Genomic DNA, 17,870 nt, shown 5'->3' with positions numbered 1-17,870 from the left:
TGCCGTTTCCGCCACCGTTACCGTTGCCGTTTCCGCCACCGTTACCGTTGCCGTTGCCGCCGCCGTTACCGTTGCCGTTTCCGCCACCGTTACCGTTGCCGTTTCCGCCACCGTTACCGTTGCCGTTGCCGCCGCCGTTACCGGGATTGCTTTCGTCGACCCCGTCGGCATCGTTGCCATGGCCGTTATTATTGTCGTCGCCCGCCATCTCCTGGAAAATGGCTTCGCTGCCCGAATTCTCGCCGCCGATATCGGCAACCGCATATTCGAGTCCGGTCTCGGTCTCGCCGCCGACAAGTCCATCGGTCAGCATGTTGATCGAAACCGGCGCGGCCCGAATCTCGGACCGGATCTCATCGACCGAATAGCCGGCTGCCGGACCCGTAAAGGCAGCCGTCACGACGCGGCCGTTGGACGCGCTCGACGTCGTGACTCCATCGGCCGGCGTGTTGGGCGACTGGATGACCCGGGTTTCGTCGCCCTCGACGGTCAGGCGATAACGATCGCTGGTCGCAACCAGCGCGACTTCGCCCGGTTCGACGAGATCGCTGGCGCCGCCGTCGAGCGTCGATACTTCGACCAGTCCCTCCAGGACCTGGACGGAAGATCCGCTCTCGTCGACGGTCACCGAAAAGGTCGTACCTTTGACCACGGCCGCGAGATACGGCGTTTCGACGCTGAAATGCTGATGATTTCTTCTCTGAACGTTGTAAATAACGTTCCCAACCTCTTCAATTATCTGCGTAATTCCACCCGAACGTGTGTCGCCCGGCAGACGCAGCCGCGAGGACGGTGAAACGATCATATATTCCTCGCCGCGGGTCACCACGGCCCGGCCGCGATCGCCGGTCACCAGAATGTCGCCCGAATAGAGCATGCCGCCGCGGGTGGCGGTGCGCGAAACGCCCGAGCGCATCACCTGCACATCCCCGCTCGCTTCGGTGACGCGCCAGCGCGGACCGTCGGCCCAGGCGGGTTGCGTCGTCAGCATGAGCGCCGGAATGAGGCAAAAGCCGTATTTACGCATTATATTTCCCCAAGTTTCGATCCGCTTTGATGGTATTTGCGGAATGACTTCATGGGGCGTGATAGCGCTCCGTCATTACCCACTTCTGTGGAAACCGGGTTAACAACAGCTTTACCGGAAGCGCGACGTAAAGCCTTTCTTAGCGATCCCCCTGCTATCGCGCGATTAATCGCCGTTTTGGGGTTTCGAAGATTGATGCGCAGCGCGAATTTCATTCTCGCTTTTTTCGGCCTGTTCCTGACGTTCGCCGCGCCTGCGGCGGCTCAGGATTCGCTCGACCGCACCGACCCGGGGATCATCGAAGACGAGTTCGGACGCCAAGCGCCGCCGGACATCGTCGACGACGTCATCCTGCCCGATGCACCGGTCGAGCGATCGGCGCGGGTCGATGCGGAAAACGGCGTGTTTGTCGGCGCCATCCGCGTCGAGAACACGGCGCTCCCCGCCAGCCGCTTCGTCCCGGCGATCGAAGACTTTATCGGGCGTACGCTGTCGCCCGAGGATTTGCAGCAGCTTTCGACCGCCGTCGCCCGCGTTCTCCAGGACGAGGGCTATATCTTCGCCAGCGCCCGGATCGCGCCCCAGCGCCTCGATACCGGGATGCTGCGGGTATCGGTCGATGAGGGCAGGATCGCGGAAATCCGGTATGCCGGCAACGGCAACCGGGCCGTCGAACGGATATTGGCGCCGCTGGCCGACAACGAGCCGGTGACCGAAGAACGGCTGGAACGGAAACTGCTTCTCGCCAACGACCTTCCCGGGATCCGGATCACGGGCACCCAGTTTTTCCGGCAGGAGAATCGCGGAGTCCTGCAGGTTTCGGTTGAAGAAGACACGGTCAGCGGTTGGGCGCGGCTCAGCAATGACGGCAGCGAGGCGGTCGGGCCCTGGCGCCTGCAGGGCGGCGTGGCGCTCAACGGCGCGCTGACCGATGGCGACAGAGTGCAGATTTCCGCAAACGGGACGCCCTTCGAGCCCGGCGATTTCGCGCTTGTCCGGCTCTCTTACGACATTCCGCTCGGCGACGACGGCACGACGGTCGGTTTCAGCGGCTATTATGCGCGCTCGAACCCCGAGGACACGGCACGGATCACCGATCGGGGCGGCGACAGCATCGGCGCCTCGGCAACCATCCGCCATCCGCTGATTCGGGAGCGCGGCGCCAGCCTGTGGGCCAGCGCCGCGCTGCATTATCGCAAGACGATGCAGGACGAGAGCGGCGTCCCGGTCCGCGAAGACCGCGTGACGACCGCGCAGATCGGCCTCAACGGCTATGTGCAGCTCGGCGAAGGCTATCTGAGCGGAAGCGGACGGGTCGTCCAGGGGCTCGGGATTTTCAACGCCTCGCGGGAGGGTGACGCCTTGACGTCACGGTTCGACGGCAGCGGCCGCTTCACCAAGCTCGAGCTCTATGGCCGGCTCTGGCAGCCCCTGGGTGGCGGTTTCAGCGTCGAGTTGACCGGCCAGGCGCAGCTGGCGACCCGCGAACTGCTCGCGGGCGACGAATTCGGCATCGGGGGCCCCTATTTCGGCCGCGGCTACGATTATTACGAACGGTCGGGAGAAAATGGCATCGCGGGCGTGCTGGAAGTTCGATACGATATCAATAATGTATCAGAAAATATTGATAACCTGCAATTTTATGCGTTTTTCGACGCCGCAGGGGTGAGAAATCTCGGTAATGGCGGCGGGGGCGGACGATTGACCTCGGCAGGCGGCGGCGCGCGGGTCCGTATAGCCGACACCATCCATATCGGCGTCGAGGCCGCACTCCCGCTGAACGCGGATCGTTTCGACAGCGGCGATCGCAGTCCGCGGCTGCGCTTCGTTTTGGGCGCCGATTTCTAGAACCGGCGGACAGGCAGCATCCCCGCCTTCGCCGGTCGCACGGATTGGCGGAACCCGTCTCTCGCGCTACGCTTTTTTTTGCCGTGTCCGTGAACCATCGCGCGCATCGGTGTGACCTTCGGAGGCGGTCAAGGGGGCAAAGGGCATGGATGCACGAAGGGACGGAACGCGCGCGAGCCTGGCGCTGATCGGGTTCATCGTCTTTATCGACATGGCCGGGATCGGGCTGATCCTGCCGGTGATGCCCGATCTGGTGATCGGACTGACCGGCGTCACGATCGATCGCGCGGCGGAGATCGGCGGTTGGCTGTTCTTCTCCTACGCGATCATGCAATTCCTGTGGGCGCCGATTATCGGCGGTCTGTCGGACCGTTACGGCCGGCGGCCGGTATTGCTGTTCACCTTGACGGCGCTGGGGCTCGACTATGCATTGATGGCCTGGGCGCCGACCCTCGCCTGGTTGTTCGTCGGGCGGCTCATATCGGGCGTCATGGGCGCGACCTGGGCCGCCGCGAACAGCTGCGTCGCCGATACGGTGCGGACCGAAGATCGCGGGCGCGTTTTCGGCATACTCGGCGCATGCGGCGCGGCCGGCTTCGTGCTCGGCCCGGCGATCGGCGGCCTGCTCGGCGGTTTCGGCGTGCGATTGCCGTTCATCGCAGCGAGCATATTGGCGCTTTCCGGCGCCGCGATCGGCTGGTTCGTGCTGAAGGAAACGCTGCCGCCCGAAAGACGGCGACGCTTTGCCCTGACGCGCGCGAACCCCCTCGGCAGCATCCTGCAGCTCTCGAAGACGCCGCTGGTGCTCGGCTGCCTGATCGCGATCTTCCTCATGCAGCTCGCCTCGCAGGCGAGCGTTACGGTCTGGGCCTATTACGGCATCGAGAAATTCGCCTGGAGCACGCTCACGATCGGGCTCACGGTTACGCTCTACGGAACATTGCTGGCCCTGTCACAGGGCGTGGCGACGGGCCTGTCGATCCGGCGGTTCGGCGCCGTGCCGACCGCCGCCGTCGCGCTGCTGTTCGCCATCCCGAGCTATCTGATCCTCGCATTCGCGGCCTCGACCACGCACATGATCATCGGCATTTTAGTGGGCGCCGTGGCGGGCATGACCTTTCCGGCGATGCAGCAGCTGATGACCGCCCGCATCGGGGAGGATGCGCAAGGCGAACTGCAGGGCGCGATCGCGAGCACGATCAGCCTGACGAGCGTACTCGGCCCGCCGCTGATGACCGGCATATTCGGCGCCTATGCCGACGATAGCGGCCTCTATTTTCCGGGCGCGCCGTTCGTCGTCGCCGCGGCGCTGACGGCGGCCGCGGCGATCATGCTGATCCTCACGCTGAAAAGAACGGCGGGATTGCGGTGACAGACCCGCCCCCGGACCGGGCGCCGGCCCGAGGGAAGCGGTTTTCTAGCGTTTTGCCGGCCGGCCGTCAGAAGGGAATCCGGATCCCGGCCCGGCCGCCAAAGCCGCGATAATCGTCGTTGATATCGGCATTGGCCTCGAAAAAGCCGCTGACGCCGGCCGCGGACAGGATGTTCAGCCCGATCTCGAACCGGCCATAGGTGTCGAGCGGTTCGTTGGTGACGCCGATGGTCGACGAGCCGCTGGTGAATATGATGCGGCCCTCGCCCTCGAACTCGTGCACGACCCGGCCGCCGAGATAATAGGTGAGCGTGCCGCCGCCGAGAGCCGTCTCGCCGCCCAAACGCAAGCCCGCTTGGCCGCGCAACCCGTCATAATCGTCGAAACTGACCGTCGCCCCGAGCGCGTTGATATCGTCGAGATCGGTCCGGATATATTCGATGCTGACCACGGGTTCGGCGAAAAAGCCGCCAGCGGTCTGCCAGCGATAACCGGTCTCGAACCGCACGCCGTAAGTCTCGCCGTCGAGATCGGTCGCATAGCCCGCGGTGACGTTGCGGACATCGGCGGTGAGGGCATCATATTTGGCGAGCGCATTGGCGTAGAAGCCGCCCGAGACATAGCCGGCATAGACGCCGATATTGACATCTTCGTACCGGATCCGGTCGGCGGTGCCCGAAAAGGCCATGTGCGAACTCAGATAGCCGCCGGTCGCGCCGAACACGACGCCCTCCCCTTCGGCGGCGCCGGCCCCGAACTCGTAACCGCTTTGAAAACCGTAATAATCCTGCTTGTAGTCGAGCCGGATGGTCTGGGTGAAGCCGCCGCCATTGTAGGTCGCGCTTTCGTCGCGGCTCGAATTGGCCGCATAGACCTGCATCCAGAACGGCGTACGCCGCACGGCGGGCGCGTCGCGCCGCGCGGTCATGTGCGCGCCCCAGGCATCGGCGGACCGGTACCAGAGCTCGTCGGCGCCCTCGCCGATTTTCAGCGTCTGGAACACCGGTGTCCCCGCCGCGGTCCGCAGGTAGAAATCGAAATTGGGCGCGTCGTAGAACACGTCATAGGTCAGGAAACCGACGGTGAGCGCGCCGTTGGGGAGATCGAACGCATCGCCCGCGGTTCCCGCGCCGGCGTCGACCACCAAGATAAGCTGGTCGAAATTCGTGCCGAATCCGAAATTGGGGCTCGCGCCAGCCTCACTCACCAGCAGCGTCGTATCGCCGGTCGCCGCGCCGCCCACGACCAGCACATCGGCCGACCCCGCCCCGTCGAAATTGACGTCGAGTCCGAGCGCGCCGGTCCCGACATAGGTGCCGGGCAGGATGAGCCGGTCGCCCTCGGCGCCGTCGACCATCGTGACGAGGCCGCTGTTGCGGAAACTCTCCAGCCCGATGAAGGTGATGATCCCGTCGACGCTGACCGTGCCGCTATTGTCGAAACTGTCGGTCCCGTCTCCGAAATCGCTGTCGAACCGCGCATTGAAACGGCCGCTATTGTCGACGCTGTCGTCGAACGCGCTGGTCCGGATGCCGCCATTGACGAAACCGCTATTGGCGAGGCTGGTTGCCCCGCCCGTGGCGACCAGCGCAAAACCGCCGCCGCTGTTCATGATGCCGGCATTGGTGACGGCGATCGCACCGCCGGTCGTGGTCGCCGCGACACCATTGCCACCGCCCGTGATGTTGCCCGAAGCCGTGACGTCCACGGATACGTCGCCATCGGAAAGCGCCCGGATCGCATTGCCCGATACCGTCGTCACCGCTCCCGTCACTGCGACCGCCGCGGATGCCGCGCCCGACGCATAGACGGCCAGCGAACCGGTGCCGATGGTCGCGACATTGTTGACGCTCACGGATACGCCGCCGGCCTGGCCGATCGCTTCGACGCCGGCCGAATTGTCGCCGGCGGTCGTGATCGTGCCCGTCGAGGTCACATCGATTTCGCCGTCGGTCGACAGGGCGCTGACCGCGTCGGTGTCGTCGGCCTGGGTCGAAACGTCCGTGACGCCGATCGTGATATCGCTGCCATAGGTCCGTGCGTCGACGCCCAGCGATCCCGCACCGGTGGTCGTTATCGCGCCGCTGGCGGCTATGAGTATGTCGCCGTCCTGGCTGATCGCCGAAATCGCGGTCGCATCGTCGCCGCTCGTCGCAATAGCGCCAGTCGCGCTGACCGAAATGTCTCCTTCTTCGGTAGTCGCGAGGATCGCTTCGGAACCGTCGCCGGCCGTGGTGATTGTACCGGTCGTGATGCCGATGTCGCCAGCAATCTGGATTTCGATCCGCATGCCTTCGGCATTGTCGCCCGCCGTATTGACGGAACCGGCACTTATAGTGATGTTTCCGGCATCGAGCAGCGCATCGAAACCTCGGGAACTGTTGCGCGTGGTGCTCACCATTCCGGAGATCGATATATCGACATCGGCACCACTACCTGTGGTGAATATCCGGACGCCGTGCGAAACATTGCCGGTTGTGGAGATCGACGCAGCGAATGCCGAGATATCGCCACCGGATCGGCTTGTCAGATTCATGCCGTGGGACAAGATGCCGTCCGTCGATATCGCGCCTGCCGACACGCCGACGTTACCCATTTGGGTGAAGGTGTTCACGGCAACCGAATAGTCCCCGCTCGTCGTGACATTGCCTATCGCAGCGTCCACGTCACCGTTTGTCGAAAAGACGTCCAAACCGTTCGCGCGGTCGCCTGCCGTCGATATGGCTCCAGCCGAAACGCCGACATCGCCCGTCACGCTCACAATATCGATGCCGGCCGAATAATAGCCGGTCGTCATGACATCATTTGCGGCAACGTTTACGGCCCCGTAATTGGCCATAATTTCAATTGCGGTAGAGTAGGAGCCAACCGTTGATATTGTGCCGGTCGCGGCAACGCTCACATCGCCGCTCGTACTTGTAGCTTGGACGCCGATGGAGTTATTGCCGGCCGTCGAGATCGAGCCCGCGGTAACACCGATGTTCCCGGCGGTACTCGACGCATGGATACCGTTGGCATCTGCCCCTTGCGTCGCAACCGACCCCGCCGCGGCGATGCTGATACCACCGTCGACCGTGGTAGCGAAAATCGCGGTCGCATCGTCGCCCGCGGTCGAGACGTCCGCGACCGATATGGCGATCGCGCCCATGCCCGTCGTCGCGGCATAGACGCCGTAGGATTCCGTACCCGACGTTGCGATCGGCCCGGAAACCGTAACGCCGATATCACCGCCGGCGCTCACCGCATCGACCCCTTCGGCATAGGCGCCGGTGGTCGTGATCGACGTCGCCGAAACGGCAATATTGCCGCTGTCCGTCGTGACGTCGATGCCTTCGGACTGTCTACCGGCGGTCGACACCGCACCGGTGGAAATATTGACGGCACCGGATGCGCTGTAGACGTCGACGCCCTCGGCATAATCGCCCGCGGTCGAAATAGCGCCGGCGGCGATGGCGATGTCACCGAGATAGGTGTCTATCTCGATGCCGACCGAATAATCGCCGGTCGTGGAAAGCGTTCCGGAGGCCGCGACGCTGATGGGGCCGGTGTAGCTTTCGACATCGATCGCTTCGGAATCCTCGCCCAGAGTCGTGATCGACGCCACGGAGACGGATACGCCGCTATAGTCGGCTTCGATATCGACACCCTCGGAATCGTCGCCCGCCGTCGAAATCGCGCCGACCACGGTGACGTCGACTTCTCCATATACAGTATCGACATCGATACCCTGCGCTTCTTGTCCCAAGGTCGAAATGGCGTTCGCGGCGATCGCGATATCGCCGTTGAAGGTTTCGACATCGATCCCGTCGCTGTCGCCGCCTTCGAAATCGGGATCGCCGGCCGTCGAAATGGTACCCGTACTCGTGACCGAAACGGCCCCCGAATAGGAATTTACCAATACGCCGTCGGCACCATCACCGGCGGTTGAAATGTCGGCGACACCGACATCGACCGCCCCGGTACCGGTATAGGCATATACGCCAAGCGAGTTGTCGCCGATCGTCGTGATCGGGCCGGACGCCGAAATCGAAACCGATCCGGTCTGGTTGAGGACCAGAATACCGGTACTCGAAAAGCCCTGGGTCGACACATTTGCGACATCGACCACAACATCGCCGGAGACGGAAAACGCCTCCACTCCCCTGGAAAAGTCGTCCTCGGTCGAAATCATGCCCGTGCCGGTAATGATGATGGCGCCGGAGTCGGCATACGCCCTTATCCCGGTCGACCCGACACCGGCGGTCGACACGTCCACGACCGAGATATCGACGGCCCCGGAATAGCTCACGCCTACAACGCCCACGGAGCTGTCACCCGTCGTGCTGACCGAACCGGTCGAGGCGATCGAAACGCCGCCGGAATAGCTCAAGCCGACAATACCTGCCGAAGAGGATCCTTCGGTCGAAACGGCACCGCTCGCCATGATCGACACGGCGCCCGTTCGGCTCGACGCATAAACGCCGACTGCATCTCCGCCGAGCGTCGCTACATTGGCGACCGAAACCCCGACATTGCCATTCTCCGAATATGCATAGACGCCGTAGCTGTCGTTCCCCCCGGTCGAAATCGTCCCGCTATTCGTGAAGGAAATCGCGCCGTCGGTGCTGTAGAGCACCGCGCCATCCGAATATTCGCCGAGCGTGGAAATGTCTCCGGATCCCGAAACGGTAATATCGCCCGTCGTCGTGAGAACGTCGATCCCGGTCGAATAGTCGCCCGCCGTCGTTATCGATCCGTCATGTTCGACAGCGATGGCGCCGGCGCCGCCGGTGATTCCGACGCCCGGTTCGAAATCGGCGTCCGTGTTCACGATGATCGTATCGCCGAGCACGACGGTGACCGGATCGACGGGGCTGATGTAGATGATGCCGTCGGGAAACGGATTGTCGCCCGGGTCGCAGATCACCGTCCCGCCGCCCGCCGGCACGGCGCCGCACTCATTTGCGGCGCTGGCGGGAGACGCGAGCGCCAGCGCCGAGGCGATCCCCGCCAGCGCGGTACCCATCCGTGCGGCGCCGAGCATGCCCACTGGTCCGGAAATTGTTGCCGGCCGATAGCCTGCGAAGATGTGCGGACGCAAGATCGCCATCGATCCCCCCTCTTTGTCCACCCCCACGGCGATATCCGCCGGTTCTAAATTGCGGTTAATATGGGGTCAACGCACAATGCTGCCGGATTTGTCTCAAAATGTGCCAGTCGAATTTGTCCCGCAGATTGCTGACGATGGGCGCAGAATCGGCTATCGATGGCCTTTTGCGGGGTTGGCATCATGAGACTTGCGTTGATCTCCAAAATCACGGCGGCGGCAGCCCTGTTGCCCCTGGCGATGTCTCACGCCGCCCACGCCCAGGACGGCAATGGCGCCTCGGCGGAGGAGATCGGGGAGGCGGTCGGCGAAGTCGCGCTCACGCCGCTCAGCGACCTGAACCTGCGCGCCGAACGCGTTCCGGAAGTGCTGTTGGAACTCGACTCTCCCTATCAGCCGATCGTACCGCGCCGCTGTTCGGCGATCGGCGCGGAAGTCGCGACGCTAGACGCCGCGCTCGGGCCCGATGCCGATGCGCCGCAGACCGAAGACGACGATACGCTGGAACGGGTCCAGAGCGGCGCGTCTTCGATCGTCGGCGGCCTCATTCCCTTTCGCAGCCTGGTGCGCGAGCTGTCGGGCGCGGAGGACCGCGAACGCCGGCTGCTGGAGCTGCATATCCGCGGCGTCGCCCGGCGCGCCTATCTCAGAGGCGTCGCCTCGGCGCTCGGCTGCAGCCCGCCCGCGGCGCCGCGCCCCTATGTTGCGCCGCCATCGACCGACGAGTAACAGGCGCCGATGCTTGCCCAGATCGTCGTCGGCTCGGCCCTGATCGCGCTGACCGTCATCGTCGAAGCCGCCTTTATCGGCGTTGCCATCGTCGCGATGCGCCGGGTGGGCGCGCGGATCGTTACCGGACGCCGGATCGCCAAGCTGACGATGTTCATCACCGGGATGACGCTCTGGATGGTCGCGGCGCTGACGATCGCGGTCTGGCTATGGGCCGGCGCCTTTCTCCTCCTCGGCCTGTTTCCCAAGCTCGAGGACGCCGTCTATTTCTCGGCGGTTTCGTTCACCACGCTCGGTTTCGGCGACGTTCTGCTCGACAAGCCGTGGCGCCTGCTGTCCGGTTTCATCGCCGCCAACGGGCTCATCCTGTTCAGCCTCACCACCGCCTTCCTGATCGAGGCAGTCCGGGGAATCCATCAGGATTACGGTTAACAAGCGGCTAATTTCCGCCCTATGCGGCGGATATCCCCCGTTCGTCCGTTAACAATTTATGGACGAACGGCATGCTATCCCCCTCCTCAACCGTGGGATGGGGAATATGATCACAAGAAAGCTCGCAGAGCTGTCCGCCGACACGCGTGGTGCATCGGTCATCGAATATGGCATGATCGCAGCGCTCGTCGCCATAGGCATTGTCGCGGCCGTCGCGAACAGCGGCCGATCGGTCAATAACAGCATGACGGATGTCAGCGACTGTCTCGACGGCAGCGCGGCCCGCTGCGCCGGCGGAGGCGGAGGCGGTTCATCCGGAGCAAGCTCCTCCGGAGGCGGATCCAGCAGCGGCGGCTCGTCGGGGAGCGGATCCTCGTCGCGCGGTTCGTCTTCCGGCGGTGACGACAGTGGCAGTTCGTCGGGCGGCGGTTCGTCGACTGGTGGTTCGTCGACAGGAGGATCCTCGAGCCGAGGATCGTCGAACAACGGATCGTCGAGCGGCAGTTCCAGTGGCGGTAGCTCCAGTGGTGGCAGCTCGGGTGGCAGCGGCTCGGGCGGCGGCAGCAGCGCTGGTGGCTCGAGTTCGGGCGGCAGTTCCGGCGGTTCCGGCGGCGGTTCGAGTGGCGGCATCATCACCGGTGGAAGAGGCGGAAACGTTGTAAGTTCGGGCGGCCCGGGAACGGGCGGCTGCGGCAATGCAAGTTCGGGCGGCAGCAATGCGAGTTCGGGCGGCTGCAACAATGCCAGCTCCGGCGGCAATAACGCGAGTTCGGGAGGCCGCGCCAGTTCGGGCGGTCGCGGACGGGGCCGCGGATGGCGCCGCCGTTAAAAGCCGCGGACGGCCAGCCTCAGCCGATCATTCCGGCCCAGCGCCACAACAGCCGCGCGGCGACATAAAGGATCAGGACGGCGGTCAGCCGCTTGACGAGAACCGGCGGTATGCGCGTGCTGCCAAGGCGCGAACCGATCTGGCCACCGACGAGAACGGCGGGAAAGAGCAGCCAATAACCGCGCAGCAGATCCGCCGCACTGGCCACGCCGTAATCGGCCTCGAGCTTCATCAGCTGCCCGGCCAGACCGGCCAACGAGTTGACCAGGATGAAGACGCTCGCCGTGCCCGCTATCTCGCGCGGCCCGCCCCAGCGCAGCAGATAGAGGACCGGCGCGAGAAAGATGCCGCCGCCGATCCCGACCATACCCGAGAGAAAGCCGATACCGCCGCCCACCGCGTAGCTGAACGGCCTTGCGACATGACGCGACCGAGGCTCTTCGACCGCATCCTTGCGCTCGAACGCGAGCTGCAGTCCGGCAATCAGCAGCGATCCGCCCAGAGCCCCGATGAACAGCGTCTCGGATATCGCCAGCCGGCCGCCGAGCCAGGCGGCGGGTACGGACAGCATTATCCAGGGCAGGATCCTGGCCAGGCTTACATGGCCGGCCTGCCAGAAGCGCCAGCTGCCCCCCGCGACGACGATGATGTTGCAGATCAGGGCAATCGCCGGGAGGATGCGATAATCGGTGCCGTTGAGGACGAGCAGCGCGTTGTAGGTCGAGCCGCCGCCGAAACCGACCGAGGCGTAGAGCAAGGCTGTCAGCGCGAACAGGGCGGCGAGTTGGACCATGTTGCGCTTCCCTAGGCCGTTTACCGGGACGAGGAAACCGGGCGAGGAACCCGTCGCCACGCTTGTCCATTGACAAGGCCAGGCACGGAACAGGAAGGAAATGTGTGATGAAAGCCAAATCCAAGGCCCAACAAAAGGCGGCGGGCGATTCCCACGTCATTCCGCCGCGCGCCATCCATTCTCCGCGCGGCGGCCCGGACGGCGCCCGCGCGGTCGTGTTCCGTGTCCACGTCGCAGGCGAACTGGAACGGATTCTCGTGCCGGAGGAATAGGCCGCTGCGCGCGCCCATCCAAATTACCCGCTGGACAGCGAAATAAGTTTCGCTAGGAAACCGAAATGACCTTACCCAGCCCTCTCTTCGATACGCTGCGCCTGCCTCTGGTCGGCGCGCCCCTCTTCATCATTTCGGGTCCGGAACTCGTCATCGCGCAATGCAAGGCGGGGATCGTCGGTTCCTTCCCGGCGCTGAACGCCCGGCCTCAGACGATGCTCGACGAGTGGCTGCACCAGATCACCGAGGAACTGGCCGCGCACAACCGGGACAATCCCGATCGCCCGGCTGCGCCCTTCGCGGTCAACCAGATCGTCCACAAATCGAACAACCGGCTCGAAGAGGATCTCGCGACCTGCGAGAAATGGCAGGTGCCGATCACGATCACCTCGCTGGGCGCGCGGGTCGAACTGAACGACGCGGTCCACAATTGGGGCGGCATCACGCTGCACGACATCATCAACGACCGCTTCGCGCGCAAGGCGGTCGAAAAGGGCGCGGACGGGATCATCGCGGTCGCGGCGGGTGCCGGCGGCCATGCGGGCACGATTTCGCCCTTCGCACTGGTTTCCGAAATCCGCGAATGGTTCGACGGACCGCTGCTGCTCTCGGGCTCGATGGCGACGGGCGCGGCGATCCTCGGCGCGCAGGCGATGGGCGCCGATCTCGCCTATATCGGCTCCGCCTTCATCGCGACCGAGGAGGCCAATGCCGTAGAGGAGTACAAGCAGGGCGTGGTCGAGGGCCGGGCCGCCGATATCGTCTATTCGGACCTCTTCACCGGCGTGAAGGGCAATTATCTGCGCCAGTCGATCGAGAATGCGGGGCTCGATCCCGACAATCTTCCCGAAGGCGACTATAAGACGATGGATTTCGGCTCGGGCGGCAACCAGGAGAAGAAGGCCTGGAAGGATATCTGGGGCGCGGGCCAGGGCGTCGGCGCGGTCGAGAAAGTCGAGAGCATCGCCGACCGGGTCGACCGGCTGGAAGCCGAATACCGCGCGGCGAAGGAAAGTCTGCTCGAGCGTTTATATTGATTGGTCAGACCGAACCTTGCCGTTCAGCGCGGCAAGGAATCTTCTGACGAAAATCAGAACGCCCGTTCCAGTCGGCCGAGCAGGCTGCGCGCCGGGCTGGCCTTGGGCTCTTCGGGCGGCGCGAGCAGATCCTGCTCCAGGCGCCGGACGCGCTTGTGGAGCTCTTCGCTCGCCACGATCAGGCGCTGGGCACCCTCGGGCAGCATGTCGACCATGGTGGGGTCGCTGCGGGCCGTCAGCCCGAGGCGGCGATCGGGGTGGCGTGCCTGCTCCGCATCGATTTCGCCATTGGCTTCGCCGCGCCAGGTCAGCAGCCAGGCGATCACGTGCATGAGGCGCGTCGTCACCTTCAGCGACTCGACCGCGTAACCGACGCGTTGCGCCGGCGGCAGGCTGTCGCGCGCCTCGACGCCATGGTCCTCGAAATAGGCGCGCGCCTCGTCCGCCAGAACCATGGCTTCGACATAGAGCGAGTCCACGAGCTTGCGCGTGAGCTGGGTTTGGGCGACTCCGTCCGGCATAGGCGAGCCTCTTGCCACAGCCGCGCAATCCGCCCAAGCCCAAACAGGGTGAGCGGTGCTGGTTAACCGGCAAATGTCCCGATACGGGGCGTCCCCCACCCTCTTGAAAAACGCCGACGAAATCCTATCTGGATGGTGTCGAGGCCGTCGCCATTTTCGGGACGGGCGAGACAGGCCGCGCGGCTATCCCGCGGGCCGAAAACACTCTTAAATCGCTTATCGAAAGGATTTTTGACCATGCGCAGTTTTGATTTTACCCCCCTCCTCCGTTCGTCGGTCGGTTTCGAGAATCTGAACCGGCTCGTCGACGCGGCAACCCGCGGCGAAGGCAATGCCTATCCGCCGTACAATATCGAAAAGCTCGGTGACGACGCCTATCGGATTTCGATGGCGGTTGCGGGATTCGCCGAAGACGAGCTCGATGTGACGGTGCATGAAAATGTGCTGATCATCACCGGCCGTGTCGCCGAACGCGAAGACGATGCCTCGCGGGAATTCCTGCATCGCGGCATCGGCACGCGCGCCTTCGAGCGCCGCTTCGAACTGGCCGACACAATCAAGGTGACCGGCGCGGATTATGCGAACGGCCTGCTCAATATCGAGCTGGTCCGCGAGATCCCCGAAGAGAAGAAGCCGCGCAAGATCGCGATCAGCGGCGGCGACAATGCCCCGAAAACGATCGGTGCGCATAACGACGAGGATCGCGAAGCCGCCTAAGCGGCCGGAGGTCTGAAGAATTGGGGTCGGTCCGGATGTCCGGGCCGGCCCTTTTTGCGTTCTGCAAACCGGCGCGTCTTCGCGGCGATCAGGCGATGATATCGGGGAGCAGCCGGTCCTCGATCTCGGCGATTTCATCCCGCAGGCGCAGTTTGCGCTTCTTCAGGCGCGCGAGCTGGAGCTGGTCCTTGGCCGGCGCTTCGAGCAGCGCGTCGATCGCGCCGTCGAGATCGCGATGTTCCGATTTCAGCGCTGCCAGTTTCACTCTCAGGATCGCTTCTTCCATGGCCAAAAGCGATGTCATCAACGCCTCGCGGTTGCAAGACCACGGCCCGTCGCCCGGAGGCCAAATTGGGGGCAGACAAGAGGCGGCGAATTGGGTTAGCTTCGCCGATACCAGCTAAGGAGAGAGTGATGGATAATGCTCATGAGTCCGCCCTTGAAGCCAAGCATGCCGGCCTCGACGCGAAGATCAACGCGGAAATGCAGCGCCCCTCACCCGACCAGATAAAACTCGCCGAACTCAAGAAACAGAAGCTGAAGATCAAGGAAAAACTCGTTACCCATTAACGGGTTCGCGGCGCTCCAACCGATCGCGGTCTATTCGTCGCGGGTCAGGCGCTCGTTGCGCTCGTGCCGCTCCTGCGCCTCGACCGTCATCGTCGCGATCGGACGGGCGTCGAGCCGCGCCAGCGAGATCGGCTCTCCGGTGACCACGCAGTAACCGAATTCGCCTTTGTCGAGTCGCCGGAGCGCGGCATCGATCTTCGCGACCAGTTTCCGCTGCCGGTCGCGGCGGCGCAGTTCGATCGACCAGTCCGTTTCGCTCGAGGCGCGGTCGGTGGCGTCGGGCTCGCGGATCGGCCCTTCGCGCAGCTGCTCGCGCGTCCCGTCCACATCGCGCACGATGCTGGCTTTCCAGTCGAGGAGTTTCTGCCGGAAATAGGCCTGGTGCGCTTCGCCCATGAACGGCGCGTCATGGTCCAGTACAATGTCGCTTTCGGGAGGTCGGTTCAGATCGCCGCTGTTCTTCCTGGCTTTGCGGGCGCCGCTTTTCTTGGATGATTGCGCGGCTGTTGCCATGTGCCATTCCTCCACTGCCGAACCGGCCTGATACTAAACGTGCGACGCAGAACCGCGTCGAATCAAAGGATGATCCGGCGTCCCGCCATGGCGCGGGCCTATACTCATCCGCTCGGGTTCGTACAAGCAACGAATCGCCCAATGGGCGTTCGCGCCCCGCTATCCCGGCAAATCGTTCCGATCGTCACGATCTGCGTCGCGCGGCGATCCGGAGGTGAAACTGCCCCCCAATGGGACATTAACCAAGAAAATTGAAAGGCGAGCAGTCCAAACATCTGATTAACCATTGAAAACATGGTTAACGATATTGCGATTAATGTTTCTTTGATGCCTTGTGCCGATGTCGAGCAGCGGACTGAGTGCCGACAGGCAGAACTGGTCCGGTACTCTGAACAACAGGAAAGAGAAAGCCGATGTCTGTCAGAATGGCTCTTGCAAAATTATGTGCCTGTGCGTGCGGCGGCGCGATCGTCGGCGGCGGTGCGGTTCATGTGGCCGAAGCGCCGGCAGGCGGACCCGCCGAAGTGCGCACGGCGCAGCCCCGCGTCGCGGCGCGGAGCATCGGCAACCGGCCCCGCGTTCACCGCAAGATACGCCGGGTTCGCAGTATCCAGCGGACGACGACCTGCGCACCTGCGCCGACCGTGGTCAGCGTGACCAACCAGGTCGCAGCACCCGCGCCGGCGGTCTACGAGGTTCCCGCGCCGATCATCGGTGAAATCCCGACCTTTGGCGGCGGCGGCGGCGAAGTCGGCGTTGTCGGCGGCGGCGGCGGCTTTGTCGGCGGCGGCGGCGGATTCTTCGGCGGATTCTTCGGCGGCGGCGGCTCGTCTGGCGGCGGCGGGTTCTTCGTCCGCGAAGGCGATATCATCATCAAGAACGAGAACAGCAGCTCGACATCCACGGGCGGCAGTTCGACGTCCACGGGCGGCAGCTCCAGCTCGACATCGTCGGGCGGCAGCTCGTCCTCGACATCGACCGGCGGCGTCAGCAGCACGACATCGTCCGGCAATGTCAGCAGCACCACCTCTTCGGGCAATGTGAGCTCGACGAGCAGCAGCTCGGGCAATGTCAGCAGTTCGTCCTCGACCAGTTCCTCGACCAGCAGTTCCAGCTCGTCCTCGACCAGTTCCTCGAGCAGTTCGTCGACCAGCAGCTCGACGTCGAGCGGTGCCACCGGCGGCTCCAGCAGCTTCGGTCACGGCTCGAGCAGCCGCGGGTCGAGCAGCCACGGTTCGAGTAGCCACGGCTCCAGCAGCAACGGTTCTAGCAGCGGAACCGATGTTCCGGCCCCGCCGATGCTGTTGCTCTTCGGTGGCGGTGCGGCCGCGCTCGTCGCGCGCCGGCGCTGGAAGAAGAGAAAACAGGCGGCTGCCTAACACCGACTTCGTCTGACAGACGAGAAGCGGCGCAATCCTCCCCTTTGGATTGCGCCGCTTTCTGATTCCGCCCCTGTCGCCTACCGCTCAGTCGGCGGCTTTGATGATCTTCTCGATATCCTCGATCGTGTGACCGGTCAGGTCCTTGTCGATCTCGCCGATAATCCGGTCGCTGACGCTCCGATGGAAATTCTTCCTGAGTTCGCCCAGCGTCTTCGGCGGCGCGACAATGATCAGCTTCTCGAAATCGTTGGCATGCGCGCGCTTGTAGAGCAGGTCGGCGGTCTCCGCCGCGAACCGGTCTTCCTCCAGCTGGTGATAATCCGTCTCCTGCATCTTGCTGCGGCGCGGACCGGCGCTGGAGAAACTGCGCCCCGCTTCGTCGGTCTTCTGTTCGCGGTTCGGCGGATTGTCCTGCTTGCGTTTCCGCTCGAGTTCGAGCTGCGGATAATCGGCGTCGCCCTCGTTGCGGAAGAACAGCATCTTGCGGCCATCGGCGACCACGACGAAGACATCATTCGGCATTCGCATGGAATTTTTCTCCTTCTGCCAACCCAACGCGCGACGGGCTTGAGGGTTGCGCCAAAAGACTGTGCCAGCCATAGCGCCCGCCATGCATGATCTAAAACAAATCCGGGACGATCCCGACGCGTTCGACGCCGCGATGGCGAAGCGCGGTCATGAACCGATAGCCGCCGAGATCCTCGCCTTGGACGAACGCAATCGCGAGCTCCTGACGGAGTTG

18 protein-coding genes and 1 pseudogene are annotated in these 17,870 nt (G+C 63.9%); 10 read left to right on the top strand and 9 right to left on the bottom strand.

Translation table 11 applies throughout. The features are described 5' to 3' along the window. Positions 1-1,027, bottom strand: a 1,027-nt coding sequence (locus tag ACTS1X_RS03100; RefSeq protein WP_442612918.1) for a FecR domain-containing protein, incomplete at its 3' end; no start/stop codon positions are given. Continuing rightward, the gene (locus tag ACTS1X_RS03095; RefSeq protein WP_442612917.1) at positions 1,027-1,242 is read right to left on the bottom strand and encodes a hypothetical protein; all 216 of its coding nucleotides are present in this window, start codon (positions 1,240-1,242) and stop codon (positions 1,027-1,029) included. The genes ACTS1X_RS03100 and ACTS1X_RS03095, both read right to left, overlap by 1 nt. Between ACTS1X_RS03095 and ACTS1X_RS03090 the strand changes: the two genes are divergently transcribed. Next, entirely contained in the window at positions 1,223-2,875 is a 1,653-nt protein-coding gene (locus tag ACTS1X_RS03090; RefSeq protein ID WP_442612916.1) for a ShlB/FhaC/HecB family hemolysin secretion/activation protein, read from the top strand. The genes ACTS1X_RS03095 and ACTS1X_RS03090 overlap by 20 nt on opposite strands. A 145-nt stretch (positions 2,876-3,020) precedes the next feature. Then, positions 3,021-4,247 carry a TCR/Tet family MFS transporter gene (locus ACTS1X_RS03085; RefSeq protein ID WP_442612915.1) on the top strand — a complete coding sequence of 409 codons (1,227 nt, stop codon included), beginning with the start codon at positions 3,021-3,023 and terminating at the stop codon, positions 4,245-4,247. Positions 4,248-4,314: 67 nt separating this feature from the next. Here the strand turns inward: ACTS1X_RS03085 and ACTS1X_RS03080 are convergent, their stop codons facing one another. Then, positions 4,315-9,336: a beta strand repeat-containing protein gene (locus ACTS1X_RS03080; RefSeq protein WP_442612914.1), complete on the bottom strand. Its 5,022-nt coding sequence runs from the start codon at positions 9,334-9,336 to the stop codon at positions 4,315-4,317. Between the two features lie 237 nt (positions 9,337-9,573). Here ACTS1X_RS03080 and ACTS1X_RS03075 point away from each other — a divergent pair, with 237 nt between their 5' ends. From ACTS1X_RS03075 to ACTS1X_RS03065, 3 genes are read left to right on the top strand one after another with little or no spacing between them, the layout of a single operon-like run. Continuing rightward, the gene (locus tag ACTS1X_RS03075; protein ID WP_442612913.1) at positions 9,574-10,062 is read left to right on the top strand and encodes a hypothetical protein; all 489 of its coding nucleotides are present in this window, start codon (positions 9,574-9,576) and stop codon (positions 10,060-10,062) included. 9 nt (positions 10,063-10,071) lie between these two features. Continuing rightward, positions 10,072-10,494 carry an ion channel gene (locus ACTS1X_RS03070; protein WP_442612912.1) on the top strand — a complete coding sequence of 141 codons (423 nt, stop codon included), beginning with the start codon at positions 10,072-10,074 and terminating at the stop codon, positions 10,492-10,494. A gap of 58 nt (positions 10,495-10,552) precedes the next feature. Further along, entirely contained in the window at positions 10,553-11,323 is a 771-nt protein-coding gene (locus ACTS1X_RS03065; protein WP_442612911.1) for a Flp family type IVb pilin, read from the top strand. Positions 11,324-11,342: 19 nt separating this feature from the next. On the opposite strand, the gene ACTS1X_RS03060 is transcribed toward ACTS1X_RS03065, so the two are convergent. Beyond that, entirely contained in the window at positions 11,343-12,116 is a 774-nt protein-coding gene (locus ACTS1X_RS03060) for a sulfite exporter TauE/SafE family protein (protein ID WP_442612910.1), read from the bottom strand. A gap of 107 nt (positions 12,117-12,223) precedes the next feature. On the opposite strand from ACTS1X_RS03060, the gene ACTS1X_RS03055 reads away from it, so the two are divergent. Both ACTS1X_RS03055 and ACTS1X_RS03050 read left to right on the top strand, forming a co-directional pair. Further along, positions 12,224-12,388: a hypothetical protein gene (locus tag ACTS1X_RS03055; protein WP_442612909.1), complete on the top strand. Its 165-nt coding sequence runs from the start codon at positions 12,224-12,226 to the stop codon at positions 12,386-12,388. Between the two features lie 65 nt (positions 12,389-12,453). Further along, positions 12,454-13,425, top strand: coding sequence for an NAD(P)H-dependent flavin oxidoreductase (locus tag ACTS1X_RS03050; RefSeq protein ID WP_442612908.1), 972 nt, complete (start codon positions 12,454-12,456; stop codon positions 13,423-13,425). A gap of 53 nt (positions 13,426-13,478) precedes the next feature. Here ACTS1X_RS03050 and ACTS1X_RS03045 read toward each other — a convergent pair whose 3' ends face one another. After that, a complete protein-coding gene (locus ACTS1X_RS03045) occupies positions 13,479-13,946 on the bottom strand; it encodes a DUF1465 family protein (protein WP_442612907.1) in 468 nt (155 codons plus the stop codon). A 237-nt stretch (positions 13,947-14,183) separates the two neighbouring features. Here ACTS1X_RS03045 and ACTS1X_RS03040 point away from each other — a divergent pair, with 237 nt between their 5' ends. Continuing rightward, the gene (locus ACTS1X_RS03040; RefSeq protein WP_442612906.1) at positions 14,184-14,663 is read left to right on the top strand and encodes an Hsp20 family protein; all 480 of its coding nucleotides are present in this window, start codon (positions 14,184-14,186) and stop codon (positions 14,661-14,663) included. A gap of 88 nt (positions 14,664-14,751) precedes the next feature. On the opposite strand, the gene ACTS1X_RS03035 is transcribed toward ACTS1X_RS03040, so the two are convergent. After that, positions 14,752-14,949 carry a YdcH family protein gene (locus ACTS1X_RS03035; RefSeq protein ID WP_442612920.1) on the bottom strand — a complete coding sequence of 66 codons (198 nt, stop codon included), beginning with the start codon at positions 14,947-14,949 and terminating at the stop codon, positions 14,752-14,754. A gap of 128 nt (positions 14,950-15,077) precedes the next feature. On the opposite strand from ACTS1X_RS03035, the gene ACTS1X_RS03030 reads away from it, so the two are divergent. Further along, positions 15,078-15,233 (top strand): DUF465 domain-containing protein, encoded by a 156-nt coding sequence (locus ACTS1X_RS03030; protein ID WP_176868100.1) that lies wholly within the window; start codon positions 15,078-15,080, stop codon positions 15,231-15,233. A gap of 30 nt (positions 15,234-15,263) precedes the next feature. Here ACTS1X_RS03030 and dksA read toward each other — a convergent pair whose 3' ends face one another. The 3 genes from dksA to ACTS1X_RS03015 form a co-directional block, all read right to left on the bottom strand. Further along, on the bottom strand, positions 15,264-15,629 hold the full coding sequence (gene dksA / locus ACTS1X_RS03025) for an RNA polymerase-binding protein DksA (RefSeq protein ID WP_442612919.1): 366 nt from the start codon (positions 15,627-15,629) through the stop codon (positions 15,264-15,266). 805 nt (positions 15,630-16,434) lie between these two features. After that, positions 16,435-16,923: a hypothetical protein gene (locus tag ACTS1X_RS03020; protein ID WP_442612905.1), complete on the bottom strand. Its 489-nt coding sequence runs from the start codon at positions 16,921-16,923 to the stop codon at positions 16,435-16,437. A gap of 289 nt (positions 16,924-17,212) precedes the next feature. After that, positions 17,213-17,656 carry a host attachment family protein gene (locus ACTS1X_RS03015; RefSeq protein ID WP_442612904.1) on the bottom strand — a complete coding sequence of 148 codons (444 nt, stop codon included), beginning with the start codon at positions 17,654-17,656 and terminating at the stop codon, positions 17,213-17,215. 82 nt (positions 17,657-17,738) lie between these two features. On the opposite strand from ACTS1X_RS03015, the pseudogene ACTS1X_RS03010 reads away from it, so the two are divergent. After that, positions 17,739-17,870, top strand: a pseudogene (locus tag ACTS1X_RS03010) (serine--tRNA ligase); the annotation flags it as partial.

Source organism: Parasphingopyxis sp., from assembly GCF_052168275.1.
Taxonomy (GTDB): Bacteria; Pseudomonadota; Alphaproteobacteria; order Sphingomonadales; family Sphingomonadaceae; genus Parasphingopyxis.
The sequence above is the reverse complement of the archived record's forward strand: the minus strand, read 5'-3'. Positions and strand labels throughout refer to the sequence as shown.